General features: G+C 74.4%; 16 protein-coding genes. 5 read left to right on the top strand and 11 right to left on the bottom strand.

The window, feature by feature from the left end:
* The coding region (locus AB0411_RS28080) for a hypothetical protein (RefSeq protein WP_366420065.1) at positions 1 to 188 on the bottom strand (188 nt) is incomplete at its 3' end.
* Positions 189 to 603: 415 nt separating this feature from the next.
* Here AB0411_RS28080 and AB0411_RS28075 point away from each other — a divergent pair.
* A complete protein-coding gene (locus AB0411_RS28075; protein WP_437043638.1) occupies positions 604 to 2913 on the top strand; it encodes a fructose-specific PTS transporter subunit EIIC in 2310 nt (769 codons plus the stop codon).
* Positions 2914 to 4027: 1114 nt separating this feature from the next.
* Here the strand turns inward: AB0411_RS28075 and AB0411_RS28070 are convergent.
* The 6 genes from AB0411_RS28070 to AB0411_RS28045 all read right to left on the bottom strand — a co-directional run bounded on the left by AB0411_RS28070 (position 4028) and on the right by AB0411_RS28045 (position 10141).
* On the bottom strand, positions 4028 to 4987 hold the full coding sequence (locus AB0411_RS28070; protein WP_366420063.1) for a cation diffusion facilitator family transporter: 960 nt from the start codon (positions 4985 to 4987) through the stop codon (positions 4028 to 4030).
* Between the two features lie 248 nt (positions 4988 to 5235).
* Positions 5236 to 6495, bottom strand: coding sequence for a mannose-6-phosphate isomerase, class I (manA, locus tag AB0411_RS28065; RefSeq protein WP_366420062.1), 1260 nt, complete (start codon positions 6493 to 6495; stop codon positions 5236 to 5238).
* 79 nt (positions 6496 to 6574) lie between these two features.
* A complete protein-coding gene (locus AB0411_RS28060) occupies positions 6575 to 7711 on the bottom strand; it encodes an SIS domain-containing protein (RefSeq protein ID WP_366420061.1) in 1137 nt (378 codons plus the stop codon).
* 75 nt (positions 7712 to 7786) lie between these two features.
* A complete protein-coding gene (locus AB0411_RS28055) occupies positions 7787 to 7990 on the bottom strand; it encodes a Trm112 family protein (protein ID WP_260639060.1) in 204 nt (67 codons plus the stop codon).
* 172 nt (positions 7991 to 8162) lie between these two features.
* Positions 8163 to 9521 carry a phosphomannomutase/phosphoglucomutase gene (locus tag AB0411_RS28050; protein ID WP_366420060.1) on the bottom strand — a complete coding sequence of 453 codons (1359 nt, stop codon included), beginning with the start codon at positions 9519 to 9521 and terminating at the stop codon, positions 8163 to 8165.
* 173 nt (positions 9522 to 9694) lie between these two features.
* Positions 9695 to 10141, bottom strand: coding sequence for a DUF3499 domain-containing protein (locus AB0411_RS28045; RefSeq protein WP_366420059.1), 447 nt, complete (start codon positions 10139 to 10141; stop codon positions 9695 to 9697).
* A 259-nt stretch (positions 10142 to 10400) separates the two neighbouring features.
* On the opposite strand from AB0411_RS28045, the gene AB0411_RS28040 reads away from it, so the two are divergent.
* Positions 10401 to 10859: a metallopeptidase family protein gene (locus AB0411_RS28040; protein ID WP_366420058.1), complete on the top strand. Its 459-nt coding sequence runs from the start codon at positions 10401 to 10403 to the stop codon at positions 10857 to 10859.
* Positions 10860 to 10892: 33 nt separating this feature from the next.
* Here AB0411_RS28040 and AB0411_RS28035 read toward each other — a convergent pair whose 3' ends face one another.
* The 3 genes from AB0411_RS28035 to AB0411_RS28025 form a co-directional block, all read right to left on the bottom strand.
* Complete coding sequence (locus tag AB0411_RS28035; RefSeq protein WP_366420057.1) at positions 10893 to 12482, bottom strand: DUF5719 family protein; 1590 nt, start codon at positions 12480 to 12482, stop codon at positions 10893 to 10895.
* Positions 12479 to 16321 carry a glycosyltransferase family 2 protein gene (locus AB0411_RS28030; RefSeq protein WP_366420056.1) on the bottom strand — a complete coding sequence of 1281 codons (3843 nt, stop codon included), beginning with the start codon at positions 16319 to 16321 and terminating at the stop codon, positions 12479 to 12481. The genes AB0411_RS28035 and AB0411_RS28030 overlap by 4 nt, the downstream gene beginning before the upstream one ends.
* 313 nt (positions 16322 to 16634) lie before the next feature.
* On the bottom strand, positions 16635 to 16898 hold the full coding sequence (locus tag AB0411_RS28025) for a WhiB family transcriptional regulator (protein ID WP_003983763.1): 264 nt from the start codon (positions 16896 to 16898) through the stop codon (positions 16635 to 16637).
* A gap of 691 nt (positions 16899 to 17589) precedes the next feature.
* Here AB0411_RS28025 and AB0411_RS28020 point away from each other — a divergent pair.
* Genes AB0411_RS28020 through AB0411_RS28010 form a run of 3 tightly spaced genes read left to right on the top strand, consistent with a single transcriptional unit; the run spans position 17590 to position 20429 of the window.
* A complete protein-coding gene (locus AB0411_RS28020) occupies positions 17590 to 18111 on the top strand; it encodes a cysteine dioxygenase (RefSeq protein ID WP_366420055.1) in 522 nt (173 codons plus the stop codon).
* A gap of 33 nt (positions 18112 to 18144) precedes the next feature.
* A complete protein-coding gene (gene cofD / locus AB0411_RS28015; RefSeq protein ID WP_366420054.1) occupies positions 18145 to 19101 on the top strand; it encodes a 2-phospho-L-lactate transferase in 957 nt (318 codons plus the stop codon).
* Positions 19098 to 20429, top strand: coding sequence for a coenzyme F420-0:L-glutamate ligase (locus AB0411_RS28010; RefSeq protein WP_366420053.1), 1332 nt, complete (start codon positions 19098 to 19100; stop codon positions 20427 to 20429). Before cofD ends, AB0411_RS28010 begins: the two co-directional genes overlap by 4 nt.
* A gap of 20 nt (positions 20430 to 20449) precedes the next feature.
* Here AB0411_RS28010 and AB0411_RS28005 read toward each other — a convergent pair whose 3' ends face one another.
* Positions 20450 to 21355 (bottom strand): DNA-3-methyladenine glycosylase family protein, encoded by a 906-nt coding sequence (locus tag AB0411_RS28005; RefSeq protein WP_366420052.1) that lies wholly within the window; start codon positions 21353 to 21355, stop codon positions 20450 to 20452.
* Positions 21356 to 21391 lie beyond the last annotated feature (36 nt).

Below are 21391 nucleotides of genomic sequence, written 5' to 3'. Positions count from 1 at the left end.
AGGGTGATCTCCTTGCGGCCGAAAGCGGCGAGGGACAGGTCGGCGACCTTGAAGTCCTGGCCGGTGGCTGCTGTCGTCATGCGGGCTGCTCCTCGAGTGTCGAGGTGGATGGGCTGGCAGTCTGCGGCGCGGGCCGGGGCCCCAGGGGTGACGGGGGCGAATACGAGCGTACGCGGAAGCGGACGCACTCCTCCCCCTGGCCGCAGCGCAGTCCGTCGGAGGCCCTCTCTCCCTCGGCCGGTCCGCGGTGCGGGCCGCCCGACCGCCATCAGCAGCGACGTCTGGCACTGGTCACGAATCTACACCGATGGGCCCGGCGAACCCCAGCCCGGAGGGGCCGGTCCGGTGCGGTACCGGCCAGGAAGGGGTGGCGGAACGGGCCGTGATTCCCGGGATCCGGGGCGCCGGAGAACCGCGTTCCGGCTGCTGGGGCCATGGCTCCGGAGGGCTTGGCGCGCGCTGTGGCGTCATGCAGGATGCCTGGCAGCGCGGGAACAGTTGCACGCCCGCGCGCACGTTCGTAAGGAGAGCCACGTGACCACCACTCCAGCCGATCCCCCCGCGGACGCGGGGAGGAGCGGGCAGGGGCTGAAACTGCTCGCAGTGACCGCCTGCCCGACCGGGATCGCCCACACCTACATGGCCGCGGAGAAGCTGACCCAGACCGCCCGGTCCCTCGGGCACCAGATCAAGGTGGAGACGCAGGGATCCATCGGGGCCGAGAACGTACTGTCTGACAACGATGTCAGGGAGGCGGACGGCATCATCATCGCCGCGGACAAGGAGGTGGACCGCAGCCGGTTCGCCGGCAAGCGGGTCCTGGCCGTCGGGGTGGCCGAGGGGATCCGGCATCCCGAGCGGCTGATCGAGCGGGTGCGGAGCGCGCCGGTGTACGGGGGCGCGGACGCCGACGGGGCCGGTGCGGGCGGCGGCACGGCGCCTTCCGGGGACAGCGGTGACAGCGGCGGCGGTCGCGAGCGCAGCGTCGCGTACAAGGCGCTGATGAACGGCGTCAGTTACATGATCCCGTTCGTGGTGGTCGGCGGTCTGCTGATCGCGATCTCGCTGGCGGTGGGCGGCCACCCGACGCCCGAGGGGCTGAAGATCGCCCCGGGCTCGTTCTGGGAGGACGTCAACAACATCGGCACCATCGGCTTCCAGCTGATGGTGCCGATCCTCTCCGGCTATATCGCCTATGCGATCGGCGACCGGCCGGCGCTGGTACCGGGCATGATCGGCGGCTGGATCGCCACCCACGGCGAGCTGTACGGGATGAAGGACGCGAGCGCGGGCTTCATCGGCGGCATCGTGACGGGCTTTCTGGCCGGATATCTGGTCGTGTGGATCAAGAAGGTCGAGGTCCCCAAGTTCGCCCGGCCGATCATGCCGATCATCGTGATCCCGATCGTGGCCACGACGGCACTCGGGCTGTTCTTCATCTACGTGCTCGGCAAGCCGATCTCCTGGGTGTTCACCCATCTCACGGGCTGGCTCAGCGGGATGACGGGCACCAGCGCGATCGTGCTGGGGGCGGTCCTCGGCCTGATGATCGCGTTCGACATGGGCGGGCCGGTCAACAAGACGGCGTTCCTGTTCGGTTCGGGCCTGATCGCCTCCGGGAACCAGACGGTGATGGGCATGTGCGCCGCCGCGATCCCGGTGATGCCGCTCGGCCAGGGGCTGGCCACGCTGATCCGCCGGCGCCTGTACTCCGAGCAGGAGCGGGAGACCGGGATGGCGGCGCTGTTCATGGGGCTGTTCGGGATCTCGGAAGGTGCGATCCCGTTCGCCGCGGCGCGGCCCGCGCAGGTCATTCCGGCGAACATGCTCGGCGGCGCGGTGGCCGGTGCGGTCGCGGGGATGGCCGGGGTCGCGGACGCGGTGCCGCACGGCGGGCCGATCGTGGCGGTGCTGGGTGCGGTCGACGGGGTTCCGCTGTTCTTCGTCGCCGTGGTGGTCGGGGCGGTGGTCACGGCGCTGACGACGGTGACGCTGGTGGATGTTGCGGAGCGGCGGAAGAGCGGGGCCGGGCGGGAGCGGGGGGCGGCTGGGATGGTCGCTGACGCCGGTGGCGCGAGCGGTGGCCTGGTCGGCGGCGGCGACGGCGGTGTGGTGGCTGCCGGGGTGGTGCCGGCGACCGGCGAGCCTGTGGTGGCGGAGCCTGTGGCCGCAGTTGTCGGTGGGGGTGCCGGGGCTGATGCCGGGGCGGGCGGTGGGTCCCGTACGGATGCGGCGGTTGCCGGTTTCCCTGGGCCGGCGGCCGCTCCCGAGCGGGGTGTGGGTCAAAGTGCCGGGGACGGCGATGGCGGGGACGGCGTTGTCGTGGGCGGCGACACCTCCGAGGCCGGTGGTAGCGATGTCGGCGGGGAGAGCGCAGAAGGCGGCGCCGACGGCGACGGCGACGGCGACGGCGACGGCGACGGCGACGGCGACGGCGACAGTGTCCTCGCCGGGACCGAGGTGCTGTCCGGCTACCTCACCGGGCAGACCGTCAAGACGCAGCTCGACGCCGGTGAGAAGGAGGCGGCGATCCGGGAGATGGCCAAGCTGGCGGCCGGCACCGGCAGGGTGGCGGATGTCGACGAACTGGTCCGGGTGGCGCTGGCGCGGGAGGCGCAGGGGACCACCGGGCTCGGCGAGGAGATCGCCATTCCGCACGCCAAGACGGACGCGGTGACCGCTCCGGTGGTCGGCTTCGCGCGGTCGGCGGACGGTATCGACTGGGGCTCGCCGGACGGCACGCCCGCCAGGCTGGTCTTCATGATCGCGGTGCCGGAGGCGGCGGCCGGGGACGAGCATCTGCGCATCCTGGCGCTGCTGTCGCGGAAGCTGATGGACGCGGACTTCCGTGCCCGGCTGCAGGGGGCGGAGGACACGACGGCGATTTTGCGCGTCCTCGGCGAGATCCACTAGGGCGCCCGTCGGGGGCGGGGTCACCACTAAGGCATGGGCGAACAGATCACTTAGGGGTTGCGCGCGCCCCCTCGGGGCCAAGAACGCGGTGGTCCGGGGCGGTATTCCCGGTTGTTGTGGCTCGCCTCACGGTCGAGGGACGGTGAGGCGAGCCACGGCGGTGACCAGCGGGCGGTAATCAGCGGGCGTGGCGCGCAGGCGGTGATCCGCGGGCGATGAGCCACGGGTTGTGGTCGGCGGGTTGTGGTCGGGCGGTTTTGGTCGGCGGGTTGTGATCCACGGTCGTCTTTTGCTCGGCGAGGGATTCACGGGTGAGCGACGGGGATCCACGGGCAGCGACCGGCAGGGGTCCATGGGCAGTGATCGATAGGCCGGGCGCTGTACGGCACTTGGGAGTCGCAGGACGGCCGGGCGCCATACCGGCCATTGGGAGCTACAGGACAGCCAGGGCCGTACGGCGACCCGGCCCGGAGCCATGTGGCAGCCGGGCTCAGGTGGCAGCCGGGTCTCGTAGAGCAACGGCCCCCGCACTCCTGTCAGGGGTGCGGGGGCCGTTCGATCACGGGTGGATTCCACGAGCGGCTTCCACGGGTGGGATACACCGGCGGATTTCCGGGCGGATTTCCGGGCGGAAATCACGGGCGGATTTCATGGGCGGCTCCATGGCCATCGCCGGTATCTACGCCGGGGCCCGTACGCCGGCGGCAGCCACCGCCGACGCAAGTCCGCCGAAGCAGGACCAGTCGGCGGCGCCCGCAGTCCGGGGATGGACCGGCCCGCCGGCGGCACCCGCCGGCCGGGGGTGGACCGGCCCCGCCCTCGGCACACCTGCCGGCGGGGGCGGCGGGCCCCCGTCGGAACCCACCGCCAGAGCTAGCCGCCTCGTCGGCACCCACAGCCGGAACAAGCCACCGTCGGCACCCAGGGCCCCCGAACAAGCCACCGTCGGCACTCGTGGCCGGAGCAAGCCGGCCGTCGGCACCCGCGGCCGGAGCAAGCCGGCCGTGGGCACCCGCGGCCGGAGCCGTCGGCACTCGTGGCCGGAACCAGTCGCCCCAGCTCCCGGCGCCTACCGCAGAGCCAGTCCCGCCCGCTGCCGGCGCCCGCGCTGGGATCAGGCTCCGCCGGGCGTCTTTGCGGGGTCGGTGCCTGCGGCGGCGGTGGCCTCGTCGTAGATGTCGGGCTCCAGGTAGATCACGCGGGCGATCGGGACGGCCTCGCGGATGCGGGCCTCGGCGGCGTTGATGGCGTGGGCGACCTGGGTCGCGGTGCCGTCGTGCCGGACCGCGATCTTGGCGGCGACCAGGAGCTCCTCGGGGCCGAGATGGAGCGTGCGCATGTGGATGAGGCGGGTGACGACGTCGCCGTCGACGACGGCCTCGCGGATCTTGGCGACCTGCTCGGGGCCGGCCGCCTCGCCCAGCAGCAGCGACTTGGTCTCGGCGGCCAGGACCAGGGCGATCACCACCAGCAGCGCGCCGATGCACATGGTGCCGATGCCGTCCCAGATGCCGTCGCCGGTGGCGAGGGTGAGGCCGACGCCGCCCAGCGCGAGGATCAGACCGATCAGCGCGCCGAAGTCCTCCAGCAGCACGACCGGCAGCTCGGGTGCCTTGGCGCGGCGGACGAACTGCGCCCAGGTCTGCTTGCCGCGCAGCTCGTTGGACTCCTTGATCGCGGTGCGGAAGGAGAAGCCCTCGGCGATGACCGCGAAGACCAGGACGCCGACCGGCCAGTACCAGTTGTCCAGCGCGTGCGGCTCGTGGATCTTCTCGTAGCCCTCGTAGAGCGCGAAGACACCACCGATGGTGAACAGGACGATGGAGACGAGGAAGCCGTAGATGTAGCGCTCGCGGCCGTAGCCGAAGGGGTGCTCGGCGGTGGCCGCGCGCTTGGCCTTCTTGCCGCCGAGCAGCAGCAGGCCCTGGTTGCCGGAGTCCGCGATGGAGTGGACGCCTTCGGCCAGCATCGAGGACGAGCCGCTGAAGGCGAAGGCCACGAACTTCGCTGCGGCGATCGCCAGGTTGGCGCCCAGCGCCGCAACGATCGCCTTTGTCCCGCCTGATGCGCTCATAAGTGCCGCATGTCCCTTCCGTCGTCCGGCCTTTACCGCCGCTTTAATGCTGCGGCGGTCATTGTTGCAGCCCCGCGGCGGGCATCCGCCAGGAGGCCACCTGCCGGACGGTTTCCGACGGCTCCGGCAGCTCGACGGCCCGGCACCCCGGCACCCCGGCACCCCGGCACCCCGGCACCCCGGCACCCCGGCACCCCGGCACCCCGGTGGCAACGGCCGTGGTGCGGAAGCCGTTCCTCGGCGCCGCCCTAGGCCACGACCGTGGCGCGGAAGAGCGTGCCCTCCCCCGCGATCGTGAGGCGCTCACCGGGCCGCACGAATACGGACTCACCGGGCGCCAAGGTCAATTCGCCCCCGGCTTCGGTTCCGGCCTCGGCCCCGACCCCGGTCCCAGCCTCGCCCCCGACCCCGGCGCCCGCTTCCTCCCCCCGCACCCGCACCGTCCCTCCCGTGCACAGCAGGATCTGCGGCGTGGCGGAGACGAGGGGGCGGGGGGCGGCGCCGGGGGCCAGGGCGAAGCGGGAGAGGCGGAACTCGTCGATGGGGGTTTCGTAGATCTCCTCGCCGTCCACCGCCTCGGGGCGGAGCACTCCCGCGTCGCCGGGCTCGAAGCGGACCACCCGCAGCAGCTCCGGCACGTCGACGTGCTTGGGGGTCAGGCCGCAGCGCAGCACGTTGTCGGAGTTGGCCATCAGCTCGACGCCGAGGCCGCTCAGGTAGGCGTGCGGGATGCCGGCGCCGAGGAACAGGGCCTCGCCGGGCTGGAGTCGGACGTGGTTGAGCAGCATGGCGGCGAGCACGCCGGGGTCGCCGGGGTAGTGGTGGGCGATGCCGGCGTAGGCGGCGTAGTCGTCGGCGTACGGGCCGCCCTCGGCCGCCCGTTGGCCGGCCGCCACGGCCGCCCGCTCCACGGTGTCGGCGATCGCGTGGTGCTCGGCGCTCAGCACGGCGGTGAGCACCTCGCGCAGCGCGTCCTCCTCCGGGCCGGCGCGCAGGAGGTCGACGTACGGCTTGAGGTCGTCGACGCCCAGGCCCGCCCAGAGGTCGGCGGACTGCGCGGGGTGCCGGAAGCCGCACAGCCCCTCGAAGGGGGTGAGGGCCACGATCAGCTCGGGCTTGTGCTGGGCGTCCTTGTAGTTGCGGTGGCCGGCGCCTATCGGGACGCCGCGCCGTTCCTCGTCGGCGAAGCCCTCGCGCGCCTGGGCGAGGTCGGGGTGGACCTGGAGGGAGAGCGGCGAGCCGGCCGCGAGCAGCTTGAGCAGGAAGGGCAGTCGGGGGCCGAAGGCGCGGACGGTGCCGGCGCCCAGTTCGGTCTCGGGGGCGGCGTCGATCACATCGGCCAGGGAGACGGGGCCCGCGCCGCGGTCGATGCGGGAGGGGGCGCCGGGGTGGGCGCCCATCCACATCTCGGCCTGCGGTTCGCCGGTGGGTGCGGTGCCGAGGAGTTCCGGGAGGGCGGTGGTGGAACCCCAGGCGTAGGGGCGCACGGTGTTGGCGAGGCGGTCCATGGGGCTGCTGCTTCCTGAGGGTCGTACGTGGCTGCGTGATCGGGCGGCCGGTCCGCGGGTGCGGGCCGGCCGCCAATGATCACTCGGTGCCGGCAAGCGCCAGGTAAACGGCGCCGAAATCCACGATGGCGAGTAGTTCAGCGGCCCGTTCCAGATCGCTGCCGGCGTCCGGCTGCAGCTCGCTGACGGCGGTGTCCCGCTCCTCGGCGAGCGCTTGGGCGGCGCGGGTGGCGGACAGCGGGCCGGGTTCCTGCTCGCGCAGCAGCACGACTCTGGCGTGCATCGCGGCGGGCTGCTCGACCCGGTCGCGGAAGAAGTCGTCGGGGTCGGCGCCGGCAGCCAGCGCGCCGGCCAGCAGGGTGCGGTGGGTGGCGAGCGCCTCGGGCAGTTCGGCGGCGAGCGCGGGGCGGCCGGCGAGGCCGGCGAGCTCGGTAGCGAAGTGCCGGCCGACGGCACCGGCGAGGGTGCCCTCCGTCCAGATCAGCGGGAAGGAGTCGGCGAGGTCGGCGGCGAGGGTCTTGCCGGGATTGGTGTACGTCGGGATGGCCGGGCCGCAGCGTTCGGCGAGCTGGTCGAGGCGGTCGGCGAGCTTGCCGAGGTCCTCGGGCGGGGCGCTGAGCAGGCCGATCCGGTCGGCGAGCGCGAGCAGCGGGATGAGCACCGACCAGAGGGTGCCGGGGGCGGCCGGCGGGGCGCCCTCGACGTCGAATTCGGCGTCGTAGGGGGTGGTCGCCAGCGGGACGGCGAGGCCCCGGGCCTGGACGACGGCGTCGGCGAGCGGGCCGCAGGCGGGGGTGACGGCGACGACGGCGCAGCCGCGGCGGTAGGCCTGCTCGACCAGCTCGGCGAGGCCGGGGTCGGCGGCGTCCGGGCCGGGGAGCAGCAGCAGGTCGAGGGGTCCGGCCCAGCCGGGCAGGGTCCAGCGCAGGGCGCCGGGCAGCGGGGCGACTCCCGTGGGCGGGATGAGGGTGACCGGGCAGCTGCCGCCGCCGAGCGCCCGCAGGAGGTCGGCGACGCCGGCGGCGGCGGGCCCCGGCCCGGCGACGAGCACGGCGCGCGGCCGCCCGTCGGGGGTGAGTTCGGGGATGCCGGATTCGGCGGCGCTGCGGGCGGCGGTGCGGACCCGGGCGCCGGATTCGGCGACGCCGCGCAGCAGACCGAAGCGGTCGGCGCCCGCCAGTGCGTCAGGGGTGTCGAGGAGTGACTCGTCGAGCATGGTGGGCGCGGCCTCCGATCGCCGGTGCGGGCGGGGTACGCCGGGCGGTGCCGGGGCGGGCCCGGCGGCGCCCGGTCAGGCGGTGCTGGGGGTGCCGCCCGTGCCGTCCAGGGCCTCGTCGACGAGGAGTACGGGGATGCCGTCCCGGACGGGGTAGGCGAGGCCGCAGTCGCCGGAGGTGCAGCGCAGCGCGGCGGGGTCGTCGGCCGTCCGGTCGTCGAGCGGGGCGTGGCACGCCGGGCAGGCGAGGATCTGGATCAGGCTGGCGTCGACCGGCATGGAGGGTGCTCCTTCGGGGCGGTTGCGGCGTGGCCAGCCTACCGCCGGGCGGGGGGCCGGGGCGTGCCCGGAGGGGTTTTGGGGTGGCGGGCGGCGCGGATGCCGCGGTCGCCCGCCACCACGGAAGGTGACTCCGGTTGTACGGGCCGTCCGGTGTCGCGGGGGCCGGGGCTCAGGCGCGGATGATCGCCAGGGCCTCGTCGCGGACCCGGTCGGCGGTCGCGGTGTCGCGGGCCTCGACGTTCAGCCGCAGCAGCGGCTCGGTGTTGGAGGCGCGCACGTTGAACCACCAGTCGTCGGCGGTGACGGTCAGCCCGTCGAGTTCGTCGAGGGCGATGCCCGCCCGGCCCTCGTAGGCCGCCTTGATCGCGGCGAGCCGGCCGGTCTGGTCGTCGACGGTGCTGTTGATCTCGCCGGAGGCCGCGTACCGGTCGTACTGGGCGACCAGCTGCGACAGCGGGCCCTGCTGGCCGCCGAGGGCCGCCAGGACGTGCATCGCGGCGAGCATGCCGGTGTCGGCGTTCCAGAAGTCGCGGAAGTAGTAGTGCGCGGAGTGCTCACCGCCGAAGATCGCGCCGGTTTTGGCCATCTCCTCCTTGATGAAGGAGTGCCCGACGCGGGTGCGGACCGGCTCGCCGCCGTTCTCCTTGACGACCTCCGGCACCGACCAGGAGGTGATCAGGTTGTGGATGACCGTGCCGCCGGGGTGCTTGGCCAGCTCGCGGGCGGCGACCAGGGCGGTGATCGCGGACGGGGAGACGGGATCGCCGTTCTCGTCGACGACGAAGCAGCGGTCGGCGTCGCCGTCGAAGGCGAGGCCGAGGTCGGCGCCGGTCTCGCGCACCCGCGCCTGGAGGTCGACGATGTTCTTCGGATCCAGCGGGTTGGCCTCGTGGTTGGGGAACGAGCCGTCCAACTCGAAGTAGAGGGCGTCGAGTTCGAGCGGCAGGCCCTCGAAGACGGTCGGGACGGTGTGCCCGCCCATGCCGTTGCCCGCGTCGACGACGACCTTCAGCGGGCGGATGCCGCTCAGGTCCACCAGGCCGCGCAGGTGGGCGGCGTAGTCGCGGAGGACGTCGCGTCGGGTGACGGTGCCCGGCGCGGCAACCGGTTCCGGGGCGCCCTCGTCCGACCAGCGCTCGACCAGCGCGCGGATCTCGGCGAGACCGGTGTCCTGGCCGACCGGCGCCGCGCCCGCCCGGCACATCTTGATGCCGTTGTACTGGGCGGGGTTGTGCGAGGCGGTGAACATGGCGCCGGGCAGGCCGAGGGCGCCGCTGGCGAAGTACAGCTCGTCGGTCGAGCAGAGGCAGATCTCCGTGACGTCCGCGCCGCGGGCCGCGGCGCCGCGGGCGAAGGCGCGGGAGAGGCCGGGCGAGGAGGGCCGCATGTCGTGCCCGGTCACGATCGCGTCCGCGCCGGTGATCTCGGCGAAGGCCGCTCCGAACAGTTCGGCCAGCGTCTCGTCCCACTGGGTGGGGACGACGCCGCGTACGTCATACGCCTTCACGATCTGCGACAGATCAGTCACAGCCAGCCCTCCTGGAGAGTCTCTACGGACTCCCAACCTACCGGGCCGCGTCGCGGTGTGCGGGCTGCGGATCAAGCCGTTACAGGTGCGGCACCCCGGTGGCGGCGGCCCTCGCGCGCGGGCGGGCGGCGGCCCCTCGCGGACTCACGCAGAGGCGTGCGGGACCGGCCGGTTCAGGAGTCCGGCGAGCGCAGCACCCGGAGGTGGCCCCGGCGGGCGACCTCCATGGGGTGGGTGTCGCGGCTGCCCTGGCTGGGGGCGCCGCCGGCACCGGCGGCGCGCTCCTGGGGGCGGGCCGCCTCGCGCACGGCGTTCGCCAGTGCTTCGAGGTCGTCGCCGCTGGGGCGGGCCGGGCCCGCGTCGAGGGCGAGGCGGACAACTTCCCAGCCGCGCGGCGCGGTCAGCCGCTCGGAGTGCTCGGCGCACAGGTCGTAGCAGTGCGGTTCGGCGTAGGTGGCGAGCGGTCCGAGCACGGCGGTCGAATCCGCATAGACGTACGTCAGCGTTGCGACGGCGGGGCGGCCGCACGCAGTGCGCGAACAGCGACGTACAGGGCTCACGACGTTGGACGGTACCGCACTCTTGAGCGGGCCGCGACGACTCTCCCCCGGCTCACCCAACCGTGTCGTCCCGCTTCGTCCGATGCGTCTGACCTGCACCCGCTCGGCCCGACCTGGGCCGGGCACGCCGGGGCGGACGGCATTCGGCGCCGAAACCCGTCACGACTCGGTGCAATTCCTGCCATTACGGGGGCGATCCGCGATCTCGTGCGGGGAGGCAAACGAACGCGCCCCGGACAGGTCCGGTCAGCCGACGACATGCCACGTCTTGCCGCGCTCCCCGGTGCCGGGCGGGGGTCGGCGGCTACGCTCGATCCTGATGGACAGTCCCGTACCTCCCCGACCGGCACAGCCGCGGATCCGCCGCCGCGACCGCCACGGCCGCGGCATGCGCGGCCCCATCGCGCCGCCGCAGGTGCCGCTGTCGGTGACCCGCGCCGACGCGTTCGTGGATCTTGTCTATGACTCCCGGGACCGGCTGGAGCGGCGCTGGCCGCAGCTCTCCCAGGTCGACTTCCTGGTCCTGGAGGTGCCCGGCACCGGACCGGACGAGGGGCCGGACGCGGCCGGCGACGAGGAGGCCGTGCCGCTGGGACGGGTGGTGCCGGCCGCGGGCGGATATCGCGACCGGATCGTGATCTACCGCAGGCCGGTGGAGATCCGCACCAAGGGCCGTGACGAGCGGGCGCTGCTGGTCCATGACGTGGTGGTCGAGCAGGTCGCCGAACTGCTGGGGCTGGCCCCGGAGTCGGTGGACCCGCGCTACGGCCAGGAGTGAGGCCGCCGCGCGGGTCCGCGGGGACGCTCGCGGTCAGTCGGTGAGGACCGACAGGTCCTGGCCCGCGGTCGGGACGAGCACCGAGCCGCGGTCGTCGGGCAGCGGCTGGACGGTGAAGGCGGGCACCCCGCCCTGCGGCCGGGTGAGCATGCGGGCGGCGTAGACGGGGCCGCTGCCGGACTGCGGCTCCACCGTCAGGGCGTAGCTCCCCTTCAGGCCGCTCGGACGCGGCGGCGCGAGGTCGACGCTGGTGCCGCCCTTGATCGTGTACGTCTTGGTGACCGGGGTGCCGCCGCCGCTGCCGGCCGACGCGGTGACCTTCACCTTGGCGTCCTTGCCCTTCTCGGGTGCGACCAGCGAGAGGGTGCTGTCCTTGCCGCGGTTGTCGACGGCGGTGGCGCGCTTGACGACCGGGCGGGTCGCGGGGATGAACGCCATGTCCTGCTTGGCGCCCTTGCCGCGGGTGACCCGCAGCGCGGCCGCGACCGGGACCTTGGAGCCGCTGTCGGACGGGGTGAGCACCAGCGAGCCGGCCTCGCCCTTGGTCAGGTCCTTGAGGTCCACCGCCGTGGTCATCCCGCTCTTGAGGTGCAGGTTCTCCAGACCGGCCGGGGTGATCATCCCGGTCGGGGTGGCCAGTTGCACCTTCAGGTCGGCGTCGGCCTCACCGGGGGCGAGGGCGACCAGCCGGACGGAGGTGGCGTCCTTGGGGACACCGGGCAGCACCACGCGCGGCGACGGGTCGGCGGCGGGCGGCAGCCAGTCGCTGCCGAGCTTGCCGTCGCTCGCCTGGACGGCGGCGCCGACCCGGCCCTCGCGGGCGACCACGTGCAGCGCCGCGTTGGTGGTCGGGGCGCCCGTGAGGGTGGAGAGCAGGACGGGGACCGTGGTGTGCGGCGGGACGGAGAGGTCCTCGCCGGCCGAGCCGCCCAACGCCCCGTCCTTCCCGCGCAGTTCGAGGTCGACGACGGCCGGGGTGTCGTCGGGGTTGGTGAGGTGGACGTAGTCCTGGCGGTCCGTCGCGGTGCTGACGCCGGGGAACCAGAACGTGGTGTCGGGGGCGGTGCAGCCCAGGCCGAGCAGGCCGCGCCCGGAGCCGGCGGCGACCTCGGTGGTCTGCTGGACGGTCCAGCCGGGGGCGAGGGAGCCGTCCGCCGTGCCCACGAGGGCGGGGGCGTCGGGGCGGTCGGTGGTCGCGGTGACCGGCCGTCCTGCCTGCTGCAGGGGCACCACGGGCTTGGTGTCGCGCGGGGGGACGGTCCGCCCGGCGGCGGCGCCGGCGCCGCTGTCCTTGCCGCCCTTGGGCTTCTTCTTGCCCTTGCCCTTGCCGTCGTCCGCGCCGCTGTCGTCCCGGACGGTTCCGGCGGGCAGCAGCCGGGCGGTGCCCTTGCCGGTGCCGGCACCGGCGGCGGCGCCCTTGGGGGCGAAGGCGGTGTAGGTGGTGTCGCCGACCTCGGAGGAGGTCGGGGCCGGGCACAGCAGCGCGGAGCGCTGGACGGGCAGCCGGGTGCCGCCGCGGGGCGCCTCGGGGGTGCCGCCGGCCGGGCCGGTCACGGCGGCGACGCCGGAAACGGCGGCCAGCGCCGCGGTCACGCCGATCAGGGACATCATGGTGCGCTTCACTGCTGGTCGCTCCCGTCACGGCGCTGCTCGGGGTAGGAGCCGGGGTACCCGGGATACGGGTCGCCGTCGTCGTAGGGCTGCTGGTGCTGCGGCCCGCCGTCGCCGTACTGCTGCTGCCCGTACCCGTACGGGTCGAAGGCGCCCGCCTGGTAGGGGTCGGCGTACGGGCCGGGGGCCTGGTAGGGGTCGGCCGGCGGGTAGGGCTGCCCGTCGTACTGCGCGGCCTGGTAGGGGTCGGCGGGTGCGTAGGGCTGCTGCTCGCCGGGCCGGCCCGGATGGCCGGGCCCGCCCTGCGCTCCGGCCTGCCAGGCGTCGTAGGGCTGCTGCTGGGGCACCGCCCCGTAGGGGTCGGCGTCGCCCATGGGGGCGGCGGGCTGGGGCACGCCCTCCGCGTCCTGGGCGGGGATCCCCGCGGCCTCCGGGTCGAGCGGCTGCTCGCCGGACCGGGCCCCGGGGACGCCGGCCGCGTCGGGGGCGCCGGCGGCCTCGGCCTGGGCCCGCAGGCGGCGGGCCCGGCGGCCGTCGCCGGTCGCCGCGGCGGCCTGGGCGGCGGCCGTGTCCTCGGGCAGGTCGTCGTCGATCTCCCGGCGGCGGCCCGGCAGCGCCAGGACCACCAGGACGACGGCGAGCAGGCCCTGCGCCCACAGCCAGAGGGTGTGGCCGATCGGGTTCTCGTGGGTGAGGTCGAGGGTGCCGCCGCCGGCGGGGAGCGCGAAGCCCTGGGCCCAGCCGTCGACCGTCACCGGCTTGAGCGGGGTGCCGTCGAGCGTGGCCTGCCAGCCCTCGTCGGCGGCGTCCGCGAGCCGCAGCACCCGGCCGCCGGCGCCGCCGGGGATCTTGGTGTGCGCCTCGACGGGGCCGGCCGCCACGGCGACGGGCGCGGTCTCGTCGGTGCCGGTGCCGTCCTTGGATCCGCCCGCGACGATCGAGACCCGCGAGACCCGCCGGTCGACGCGCCACAGGGAGCTGCCGTCGTCCTGGCTGAGCCGGGTCAGGCCCGGGGTCGAGTCCAGGACGCGGCCCATCTCGCGCGGCGCCCCGTCCCTGACCAGGACGTAGCGGACCGCGTAGCCGCCGAGCTGGTGGGTCTGGTCGGCACCGGAGCCGGCCACGAGGTGGGCGACGATGCCGCCGAGCCGCTTGTCCTCGCCCGCCTGGGCGGCCAGGTCGGCGTCGCCGAGCGCGGCGCCGGAGCCGCGGACGAGGGAGTAGTCGACATGGCCGGGCGTGCCGTCGAGGACCAGGGTGCGGGCCCGGTCGGCGGTGCCGGACTCCTCTGCGACGAAGGCCGGGACCTGCTCCGGGTTGCGCCGCTCCAGCGGACCGGCGGCACCGGTGATCATCCAGCTGACCGCGGCGTAGAGCGGGGCGAGCACCGACGCCAGCGCGATCAGCACGGCGACCGGCTGCTTCCAGCCGAAGCCGAGGCTGGCCATCCGGGTGCGGATGCCCTCGGCGCCGATCGCGGCGGCGCACAGCAGGGCCAGTCCGTAGACGAGCATCGCGGGCCCGGTCCAGCCGGAGCCGTTGCCCAGCGCCGCCAGCAGCAGGCCGGTCAGGGCCACCGCCCAGGCGGTACGGATCGCGCGCTGCCGTTCGTCGCGCAGCGTCGCGGCGAGCGCGGCCGCCACGATGCCGAAGAGCAGCACCCCGCCGACGGCCTTGGGGCCGCCGGGGCTGAGCCCGATGAGGTCGAGCACGGAGGCGGAGCCGGCGCCGTAGCCGAGTCCGGCTTCCTGGAAGAACCGCGACGGCCGGGTCAGCAGCGACAGCGACCACGGGGCGAGCACGACGAGCGGCGCGAGGACCACGACCAGGAACCGCAGCCCGTAGGCCGCCGGCTGGTCGCGGCTGCCACTCCGCTTCGCTCCGTCTCCGCTCGCTTTCGAGCCTCCGGATGCGGAGCCGAGGAAGCGCAGCACCAGCAGGCCGATGCCGAGCAGCACCGCGATCGGCCAGACGACCGGGGTGAAGGCCATGGTGAAGGTGATCAGCAGCGCATACGCCCAGGTGGCGCGCCAGCTGGGCCGGACGCCGGCCGGCAGCCGCAGTCCGCTCGCCGCGACGGCGGCGCGCGCCATCAGCGGCAGCAGCACGGCGAGGACCGCGGTGCCCAGCCGGCCGCCGGCCAGCGCCCCGGCGGCCGCGGGCAGGAAGGCGTACGCGATGCTCGCCCAGGCCCGCAGCAGCCGGGAGGCGACCAGCGGGCGGGAGGCGAAGTAGGCGGTGAGGCCGGCCAGCGGGACGGAGCAGACCAGCAGCAGGGTGAGGGCGAAGCCGGTGCTGCCGAAGAAGATGCTCGACACCAGGGCGACGACGGCGAGGTAGGGCGGGGCGGAGGCGCTGTCGCCGACCCCGACCGCATGCCAGCTGTCGGCGTACGCCGACCACAGGTCGGACACGCTGCCGGGCGCGGGCAGCATGGCGCCGCCGGCCAGCGCGCCGGAGCCGAGCAGCCCGCGGCAGGCGATCAGCGAGACCAGCAGCAGGACGAGGAAGAGCACCGGTGCGGGCTTGCGGGCGATCCGCTTGAGCCGGGCGAACTGCTCGATCTCCAGGAAGTCGGCGTCGTCGCCGCCGGGCCCGGACTCGACCGCGCCGTGCCGGCCGGCCGACGCCACATCGGGCGCGGCCCGCCCGGCGAGGTTGCCGGCGACCTGCTCGAAGGTGGCCCGCACGGTCGCGCCCGGTGGCGGGAAGAGCGGCCGCAGTTCGCTCGCCTCGACCGCGGAGCGCCCTCTCCGCTTCCGTGCGGCGAGGATCTTGCCGGGCCGCAGCAGGGTGCCGAAGAGCCCGGCGAGTTCGTCCAGCGCCTGGCCGGGGACCTTGCCGACGAGGTAGGCGACGACCCGCAGGAAGGTGCCGATCAGCAGCCGCAGCAGGACGTACGGGAGGACCGCGCCGCGGGCGTTGGTGAGCAGGGTGTAGACGGCGCCGGCCTTGTCGACCCGGTGCGGGTTGGCGACCGAGCGGCCGACGCAGTCGATGGGGCGGCGCTCGCGGGCCGCGGCCTCGGCGTGCCGCAGGATCGCGTCCGGCGCGACCAGGACCTGGTGGCCGGCGGCCTGGGCGCGCCAGCACAGGTCGACGTCGTCGCGCATCAGGGGCAGCCGGCGGTCGAAGCCGCCCAACTCCTCGTAGACGTCACGGCGGATGAGCATGCCGGCGGTGGAGACGGACAGCACGGGGCGCACCTGGTCGTGCTGGCCCTGGTCCTGTTCGCGGCGGTCCAGGCCGGTCCAACGGCGGCCGGAGCGGGCGATGCTGACCCCGGCTTCGAGCAGCTGCCGGCGGTCGTACCAGCTGCGCAGCTTGGGGCCGACGATGACCGTCGAGGGGCTGGCGTCGGCGACCCGCAGCAGCTCGGCGAGCGCGTCCGGCTCGGGCGCGCAGTCGTCGTGCAGCAGCCACAGCCACTGGACCGGTTCGCCGTGCGGCAACTCCGGCATGTCGTACGCCTCGTCGCGCCAGGTGCGGCTGACCGGGTCCCAGCCGCTGGGGCGGCGCAGGTACGGCAGGTCGTCGGGGGTGAGTTCGGGGGCCGTGCGGACGGCTTCGTCGACGGCGGTGCCGAATCCGGAGCGGCGGGCGAGGTGCAGCACCCGCTGGTCCCCGATGGCCTCGGCGAGCAGCTGGGCGGAGTGGTCCGCGCTGCCGGTGTCGGCGCCGATGACGTTCTGCACCGGGCGCTCCTGGCCGAGCAGGCCGGTGAGCGCGTCGGGCAGCCAGCGGGCACCGTCATGGGAGACGATCACGGCGGTGACGACGTGCCGCGGGAACTCTGGGGTGGCGGCTGCATATGAGGCGGCCTGAGCGGCCGGCTGGCTGTGCACGGACATCGAGGTACGGGCCCTCCGGACCCGGGAGTTCGAAGGCCCGCGGCGAAGTCTGGGCCCCCGCCCCCGGAAGACACTGCGACGGACTACGAGGCGACGCGCGCGCCCGGCAGGGCGGCGGCGCATCTCGGACGGGGCCCCACACTAATGGTTCGCGCCGGTGCCCCGACCGGGTCCGTGCACAGCAGTCCGCCTCCGGCGCGCGAGTCGCAGGAGGCGGAGTGTTCGCTATAGGGGGATATGGGGAGTTGAGGTGGTACGGCGGCGTGGTCCGTGAGGCCGCGCCCGGTGGGTCCGGCCGGCTGCGCTGTCATCGTCAGACGGCGGCCTTCTTCAGCCGGCGCCGCTCGCGCTCGGACAGGCCGCCCCAAATGCCGAAGCGCTCGTCGTTGGCGAGCGCGTACTCCAGGCATTCGGACCGGACTTCACAGGCGAGACAGACCTTCTTGGCCTCGCGGGTGGAGCCACCCTTCTCCGGGAAGAAGGACTCGGGGTCGGTCTGGGCGCACAGTGCGCGCTCCTGCCAGCCGAGCTCCTCATCCGCCTCCTCGACCAGCAATTCCTGGAACAGCTCGGTCATGTGCGCCCCTCGTCTGTCTTTACGTCCCCGTGATCAAGCCGTGATCGATTTCGGCTGAACGACACGAGTGAAATTACAAGTGTGGTGATCCGGGCCAGTCAAGCCGAGATCTGCTATTGGGCCTCTTATTCACTCGGCGGAACCAAGCGTATGCGGAAAGTGTTCAAATCAGTAAAAACCAGGACACTTCATCGGGCTCAGCGCCCGGCGCATCCCCAGTTGCTCATCAAGACGCGATCAGGCGGCATTCACGTTGCACCCCGCGCGCCGGAGCGGGGAAGATCACAGACGGATCACAGGGCCGCAAAGGCGTTTGGAGGTGCGGTTGCCGGTCGATGTCTCCGCGCCGCTCACTGCACAAACCTTTCTCCGGGCGGAGTAACCGGATGAGGTGAAAGATTTACGGCAAACCAGTCATCCAGTTGACATCGCGGCGTGAACCCGGTCTCCTTGACCGCATGCCAGCGACCCATGCGCCCCGACTGACCCGTGCCTACGGGTCGCTCTGCGCTGCGCAGGCCCGCTGTCGCTGTTCCAGCTGTCGTAGCCACTGAGCTCCAGCTTTTCCGCTCGCACCACCCCGCAGCGCCCCTGCTCCGCGTCGCCGCGCCACGCCCCCCACAGGGAGAGCCCGCGCCGTGCCGCAGCCCCGCAGCGTCACCCGCACTTCCGCCGAGGAACCCGAAACGCCATGAACAGCGACGTCCAGATCGCCGGCGACCCGCTCGCCCTCCCCCACCTGCTGCCGCCCGTCCCCGCCCACCCCGCCACCGTCGCCGGATTCGCCGGGCTGGCCCGCTCGATCGCCGCCGACCGCGCCGCCTGGGCGCCGCACGTCCGCTACGACACCACCACCCGCTGGTACCAGCGGCTGCGCGCCGTCCCCCAGGCCCCGGTCGGCTACGAGGTGTGGCTGCTGAGCTGGGTGCCGGGCCAGGGCAGCGGGCGGCACGACCACGGGGCGTCCTCCGGCGTGCTGACCGTCCTGGAGGGCGAGTTGACCGAGCACACCGCGACCGGGCCCCGCACGCTCGCGGCCGGCGCCCAGCGGGTGTTCGCCCCCGGCTACGTCCACGAGGTCGTCAACGACGCGCTGGCCCCCGCGGTCAGCCTGCACATCTACTTCCCGGGCCTGACCGACATGCCGATGCACCCCAGCCAGGCCGCTTCCTTCGGGGGTGCGGCCGCCCCGACCGAGGTACTGGCCCCCTGACGCGGTGCCGCGGGCCCCTGCCATGCTGGGGCCATGCGAATCGTGGTTCTGGCCGGCGGTATCGGCGGCGCCCGCTTTCTGCGGGGACTGAAGGCAGCGGCTCCGGACGCGGACCTCACCGTCATCGGCAACACCGGCGACGACATCCATCTGTTCGGGCTGAAGGTGTGCCCCGACCTCGACACCGTGATGTACACCCTCGGCGGCGGCATCAACGAGGAGCAGGGCTGGGGCCGCACCGACGAAACCTTCCGGGTGAAGGAGGAGTTGGCCGCCTACGGCGTCGGCCCCGAGTGGTTCGGGCTCGGCGACCGGGACTTCGCCACCCATGTCGTGCGGACCCAGATGCTCGGCGCCGGATATCCGCTCAGCGCCGTCACCGAGGCGCTCTGCGCGCGCTGGAAGCCCGGCGTGCGGCTGCTGCCGATGTCCGACGACCGGGTCGAGACCCATGTCGCGATCGACGAGGACGGCGAGCGCAAGGCGGTCCACTTCCAGGAGTACTGGGTGCGGCTGCGCGCCTCGGTACCGGCGCACGCCGTGGTGCCGGTCGGCGCGGACCAGGCCAAGCCCGCACCGGGCGTGCTGGAGGCCATCGCCGCGGCGGACGTGGTGCTGTTCCCGCCGTCGAACCCGGTCGTCAGCATCGGGACGATCCTGGCGGTCCCGGGCATCCGTGAGGCCATCGCGGACGCCGGGGTGCCGGTGGTCGGGCTCTCGCCGATCGTCGGCGACGCCCCCGTGCGCGGGATGGCCGACAAGGTGCTGGCGGCGGTGGGCGTGGAGGCGACCGCGGCGGCCGTCGCCCGCCACTACGGCTCCGGGCTGCTGGACGGCTGGCTGGTCGACACCGTGGACGCGGGCGCCGTGGCCGAGGTCGAGGCGGCCGGGATCCGGTGCCGGGCCGTGCCCCTCATGATGACCGACCTGGACGCCACGGCCGCGATGGTGCGCGAGGCGCTGGCCATGGCCGAGGAGGTCCGGGCGTGAACGACGCCGCCGGGGTGCCCGGGTACCGGGTGTGGGCACTGCCGGGAGTGCCGGAGGTGCGGCCCGGCGACGACCTCGTCAAGCTGGTCGCCGCGGCGGCCACGGCCGAGGGCATGCCCCAACTCGCCGACGGCGACGTGCTGTTGGTGACCTCGAAGATCGTGAGCAAGGCCGAGGGGCGGGTGGTCGAGGCCGCCGACCGCGAGGCGGCGATCGACGCGGAGACGGTGCGGGTGGTGGCCCGGCGCGGCACCCTGCGGATCGTGCAGAACCGGCAGGGCCTGGTGATGGCCGCGGCCGGGGTGGACGCCTCCAACACCCCGTCGGGGACGGTGCTGTTGCTGCCGGAGGACCCGGACGCCTCGGCCCGCGCCCTGAGGGCGGGCCTGCGCACGGAACTCGGCGTCGACGTCGGCGTCGTCATCAGCGACACCTCCGGGCGGCCGTGGCGCAACGGCCTCACCGACGTCGCCATCGGGGCCGCCGGGGTGCGGGTGCTGGACGACCTGCGCGGCGGCACCGACGCGTACGGCAATCCGCTCAGCGCGACGGTGGTGGCCACCGCCGACGAACTGGCCGCGGCGGGCGACCTGGTGAAGGGCAAGGCCGCCGGGCTGCCGGTCGCGGTGGTGCGCGGGCTCCCCCACGTCGTCGAGGAGACCGGCGACGGCACCGGGGCGCGCGCCATGGTGCGCGGCGCCGAGGACGACATGTTCCGGCTGGGCACCTCGGAGGCGGTGCGCGAGGCGGTGACGGGGCGGCGCACGGTCCGCGCCTTCGGCGACGCGCCGGTCGATCCGGGCGCGGTCCGGCGGGCGGTGGCGGCGGCGCTCACCGCCCCGGCGCCGCACCACACCACGCCCTGGCGGTTCGTCCTCCTGGAGTCGGCGCCGGCACGCAAGCGACTGCTGGACGCGATGCGGGACGCCTGGATCGCGGATCTGCGGGCGGACGGCAAGACGGAGGAGTCCATCGCCAAGCGGGTGCGGCGGGGCGAGGTGCTGCGCGGCGCCCCGTATCTGGCGGTGCCCTGCATGGTGACGGACGGCGCGCACGACTACCCCGACGCGCGGCGCAGCGCGGCGGAGCGGGAGATGTTCGTCGTGGCCCATGGCGCGGGCATCCAGAACTTCCTGGTCGCGCTGGCGGGCGAGCGCCTGGGCTCCGCCTGGATCTCGTCGACGATGTTCTGCCGGGACGTGGTCCGGGAGGTGCTCGGGCTCCCGGAGAACTGGGAGCCGATGGGGGCGGTGGCCGTCGGGCATCCGGCGGCGGCGCCGGCACCCCGCCCCCAGCGGCCCGCCGACGACTTCGTCGTCGTGCGCTGACCTGCGGCTCCGCCCCGGAGTCAGAGGCGGGCGATGTCCCCCACGGGGAACCGTGGGGCGCGGCGCGGCGGGACGCGGCCGGACAGCAGGATCAGCCGGGCCGCGCGGTGCCGCTGGCCCTCGTAGGGGGCGAGGAGTTCGAGCATCTCCTCGTCGGTGGTGCCGCGGCGGCCGGTGAGGGCATAGCCGATGATCTTCGGCAGGTGGAGATCGCCGACCGTGATCGCGTCCGGTGCGCCCAGGGTGCGCTGGAGGGTCTCGGCGGCCGTCCACGGACCGATGCCGGGGAGGGCCGTCAGCCGCCGGGTGGCGTCCGCGAGATCCATCCGCGCGGCCTCCTCCATCCGGCGGGCGGCCCGCACCGCGCGCAGGATGGTGGCCGAGCGCTTGGCGTCGACGCCCGCGCGGTGCCACTCCCAGGAGGGGATCAGGGCCCAGCCGCGCGGGTCGGGCATCACCCGCAGCCGCTCCCCGGGGCCGGGGGCGGCTTCGCCGTGCCGCCACAGCAGGAGGCGCCAGGCGCGGTAGGCCTCGTCGCTGGTGACCTTCTGTTCCAGGACCGAGGGGATCAGCGACTCCAGCACCAGGCCGGTGCGCGCGAGCCGGACGCCGGGGTGGCGGCGGCGGGCCTCGTGGACGATGCGGTGCCGGGCGGTGAACTCCGCGGGCTCGTCGAACTCCCCCAGCAGGCCCGGCAGGTGCTCCAGCAGCCAGTCGGCGCCCGGCCCCCAGGCCTCGGCCTCCACGTCCCCGGCGGACGGGCGGGCGGCGAGGCGCAGCGTGCCGGGGCCCTGGGGCGTACGGCAGGCGCGCCACAGCTCGCCGCCGCGCACCGCGAACGCGGGGTCGCCGGGCCCGCGCTGCAGCACGCCCAGGGTGCGGTGCAGGTCGAACGGGCCGGGCGGACGCCAGGTGCGGGCGGGCATGCGGCCAGGTTAGGCGATGCGGCCGGGGCGGTGCGG

The organism is Streptomyces angustmyceticus, from assembly GCF_040701845.1.
In the GTDB taxonomy this organism is placed as follows: domain Bacteria; phylum Actinomycetota; class Actinomycetes; order Streptomycetales; family Streptomycetaceae; genus Streptomyces; species Streptomyces angustmyceticus_A.
The sequence above is the reverse complement of the archived record's forward strand: the minus strand, read 5'-3'. Positions and strand labels throughout refer to the sequence as shown.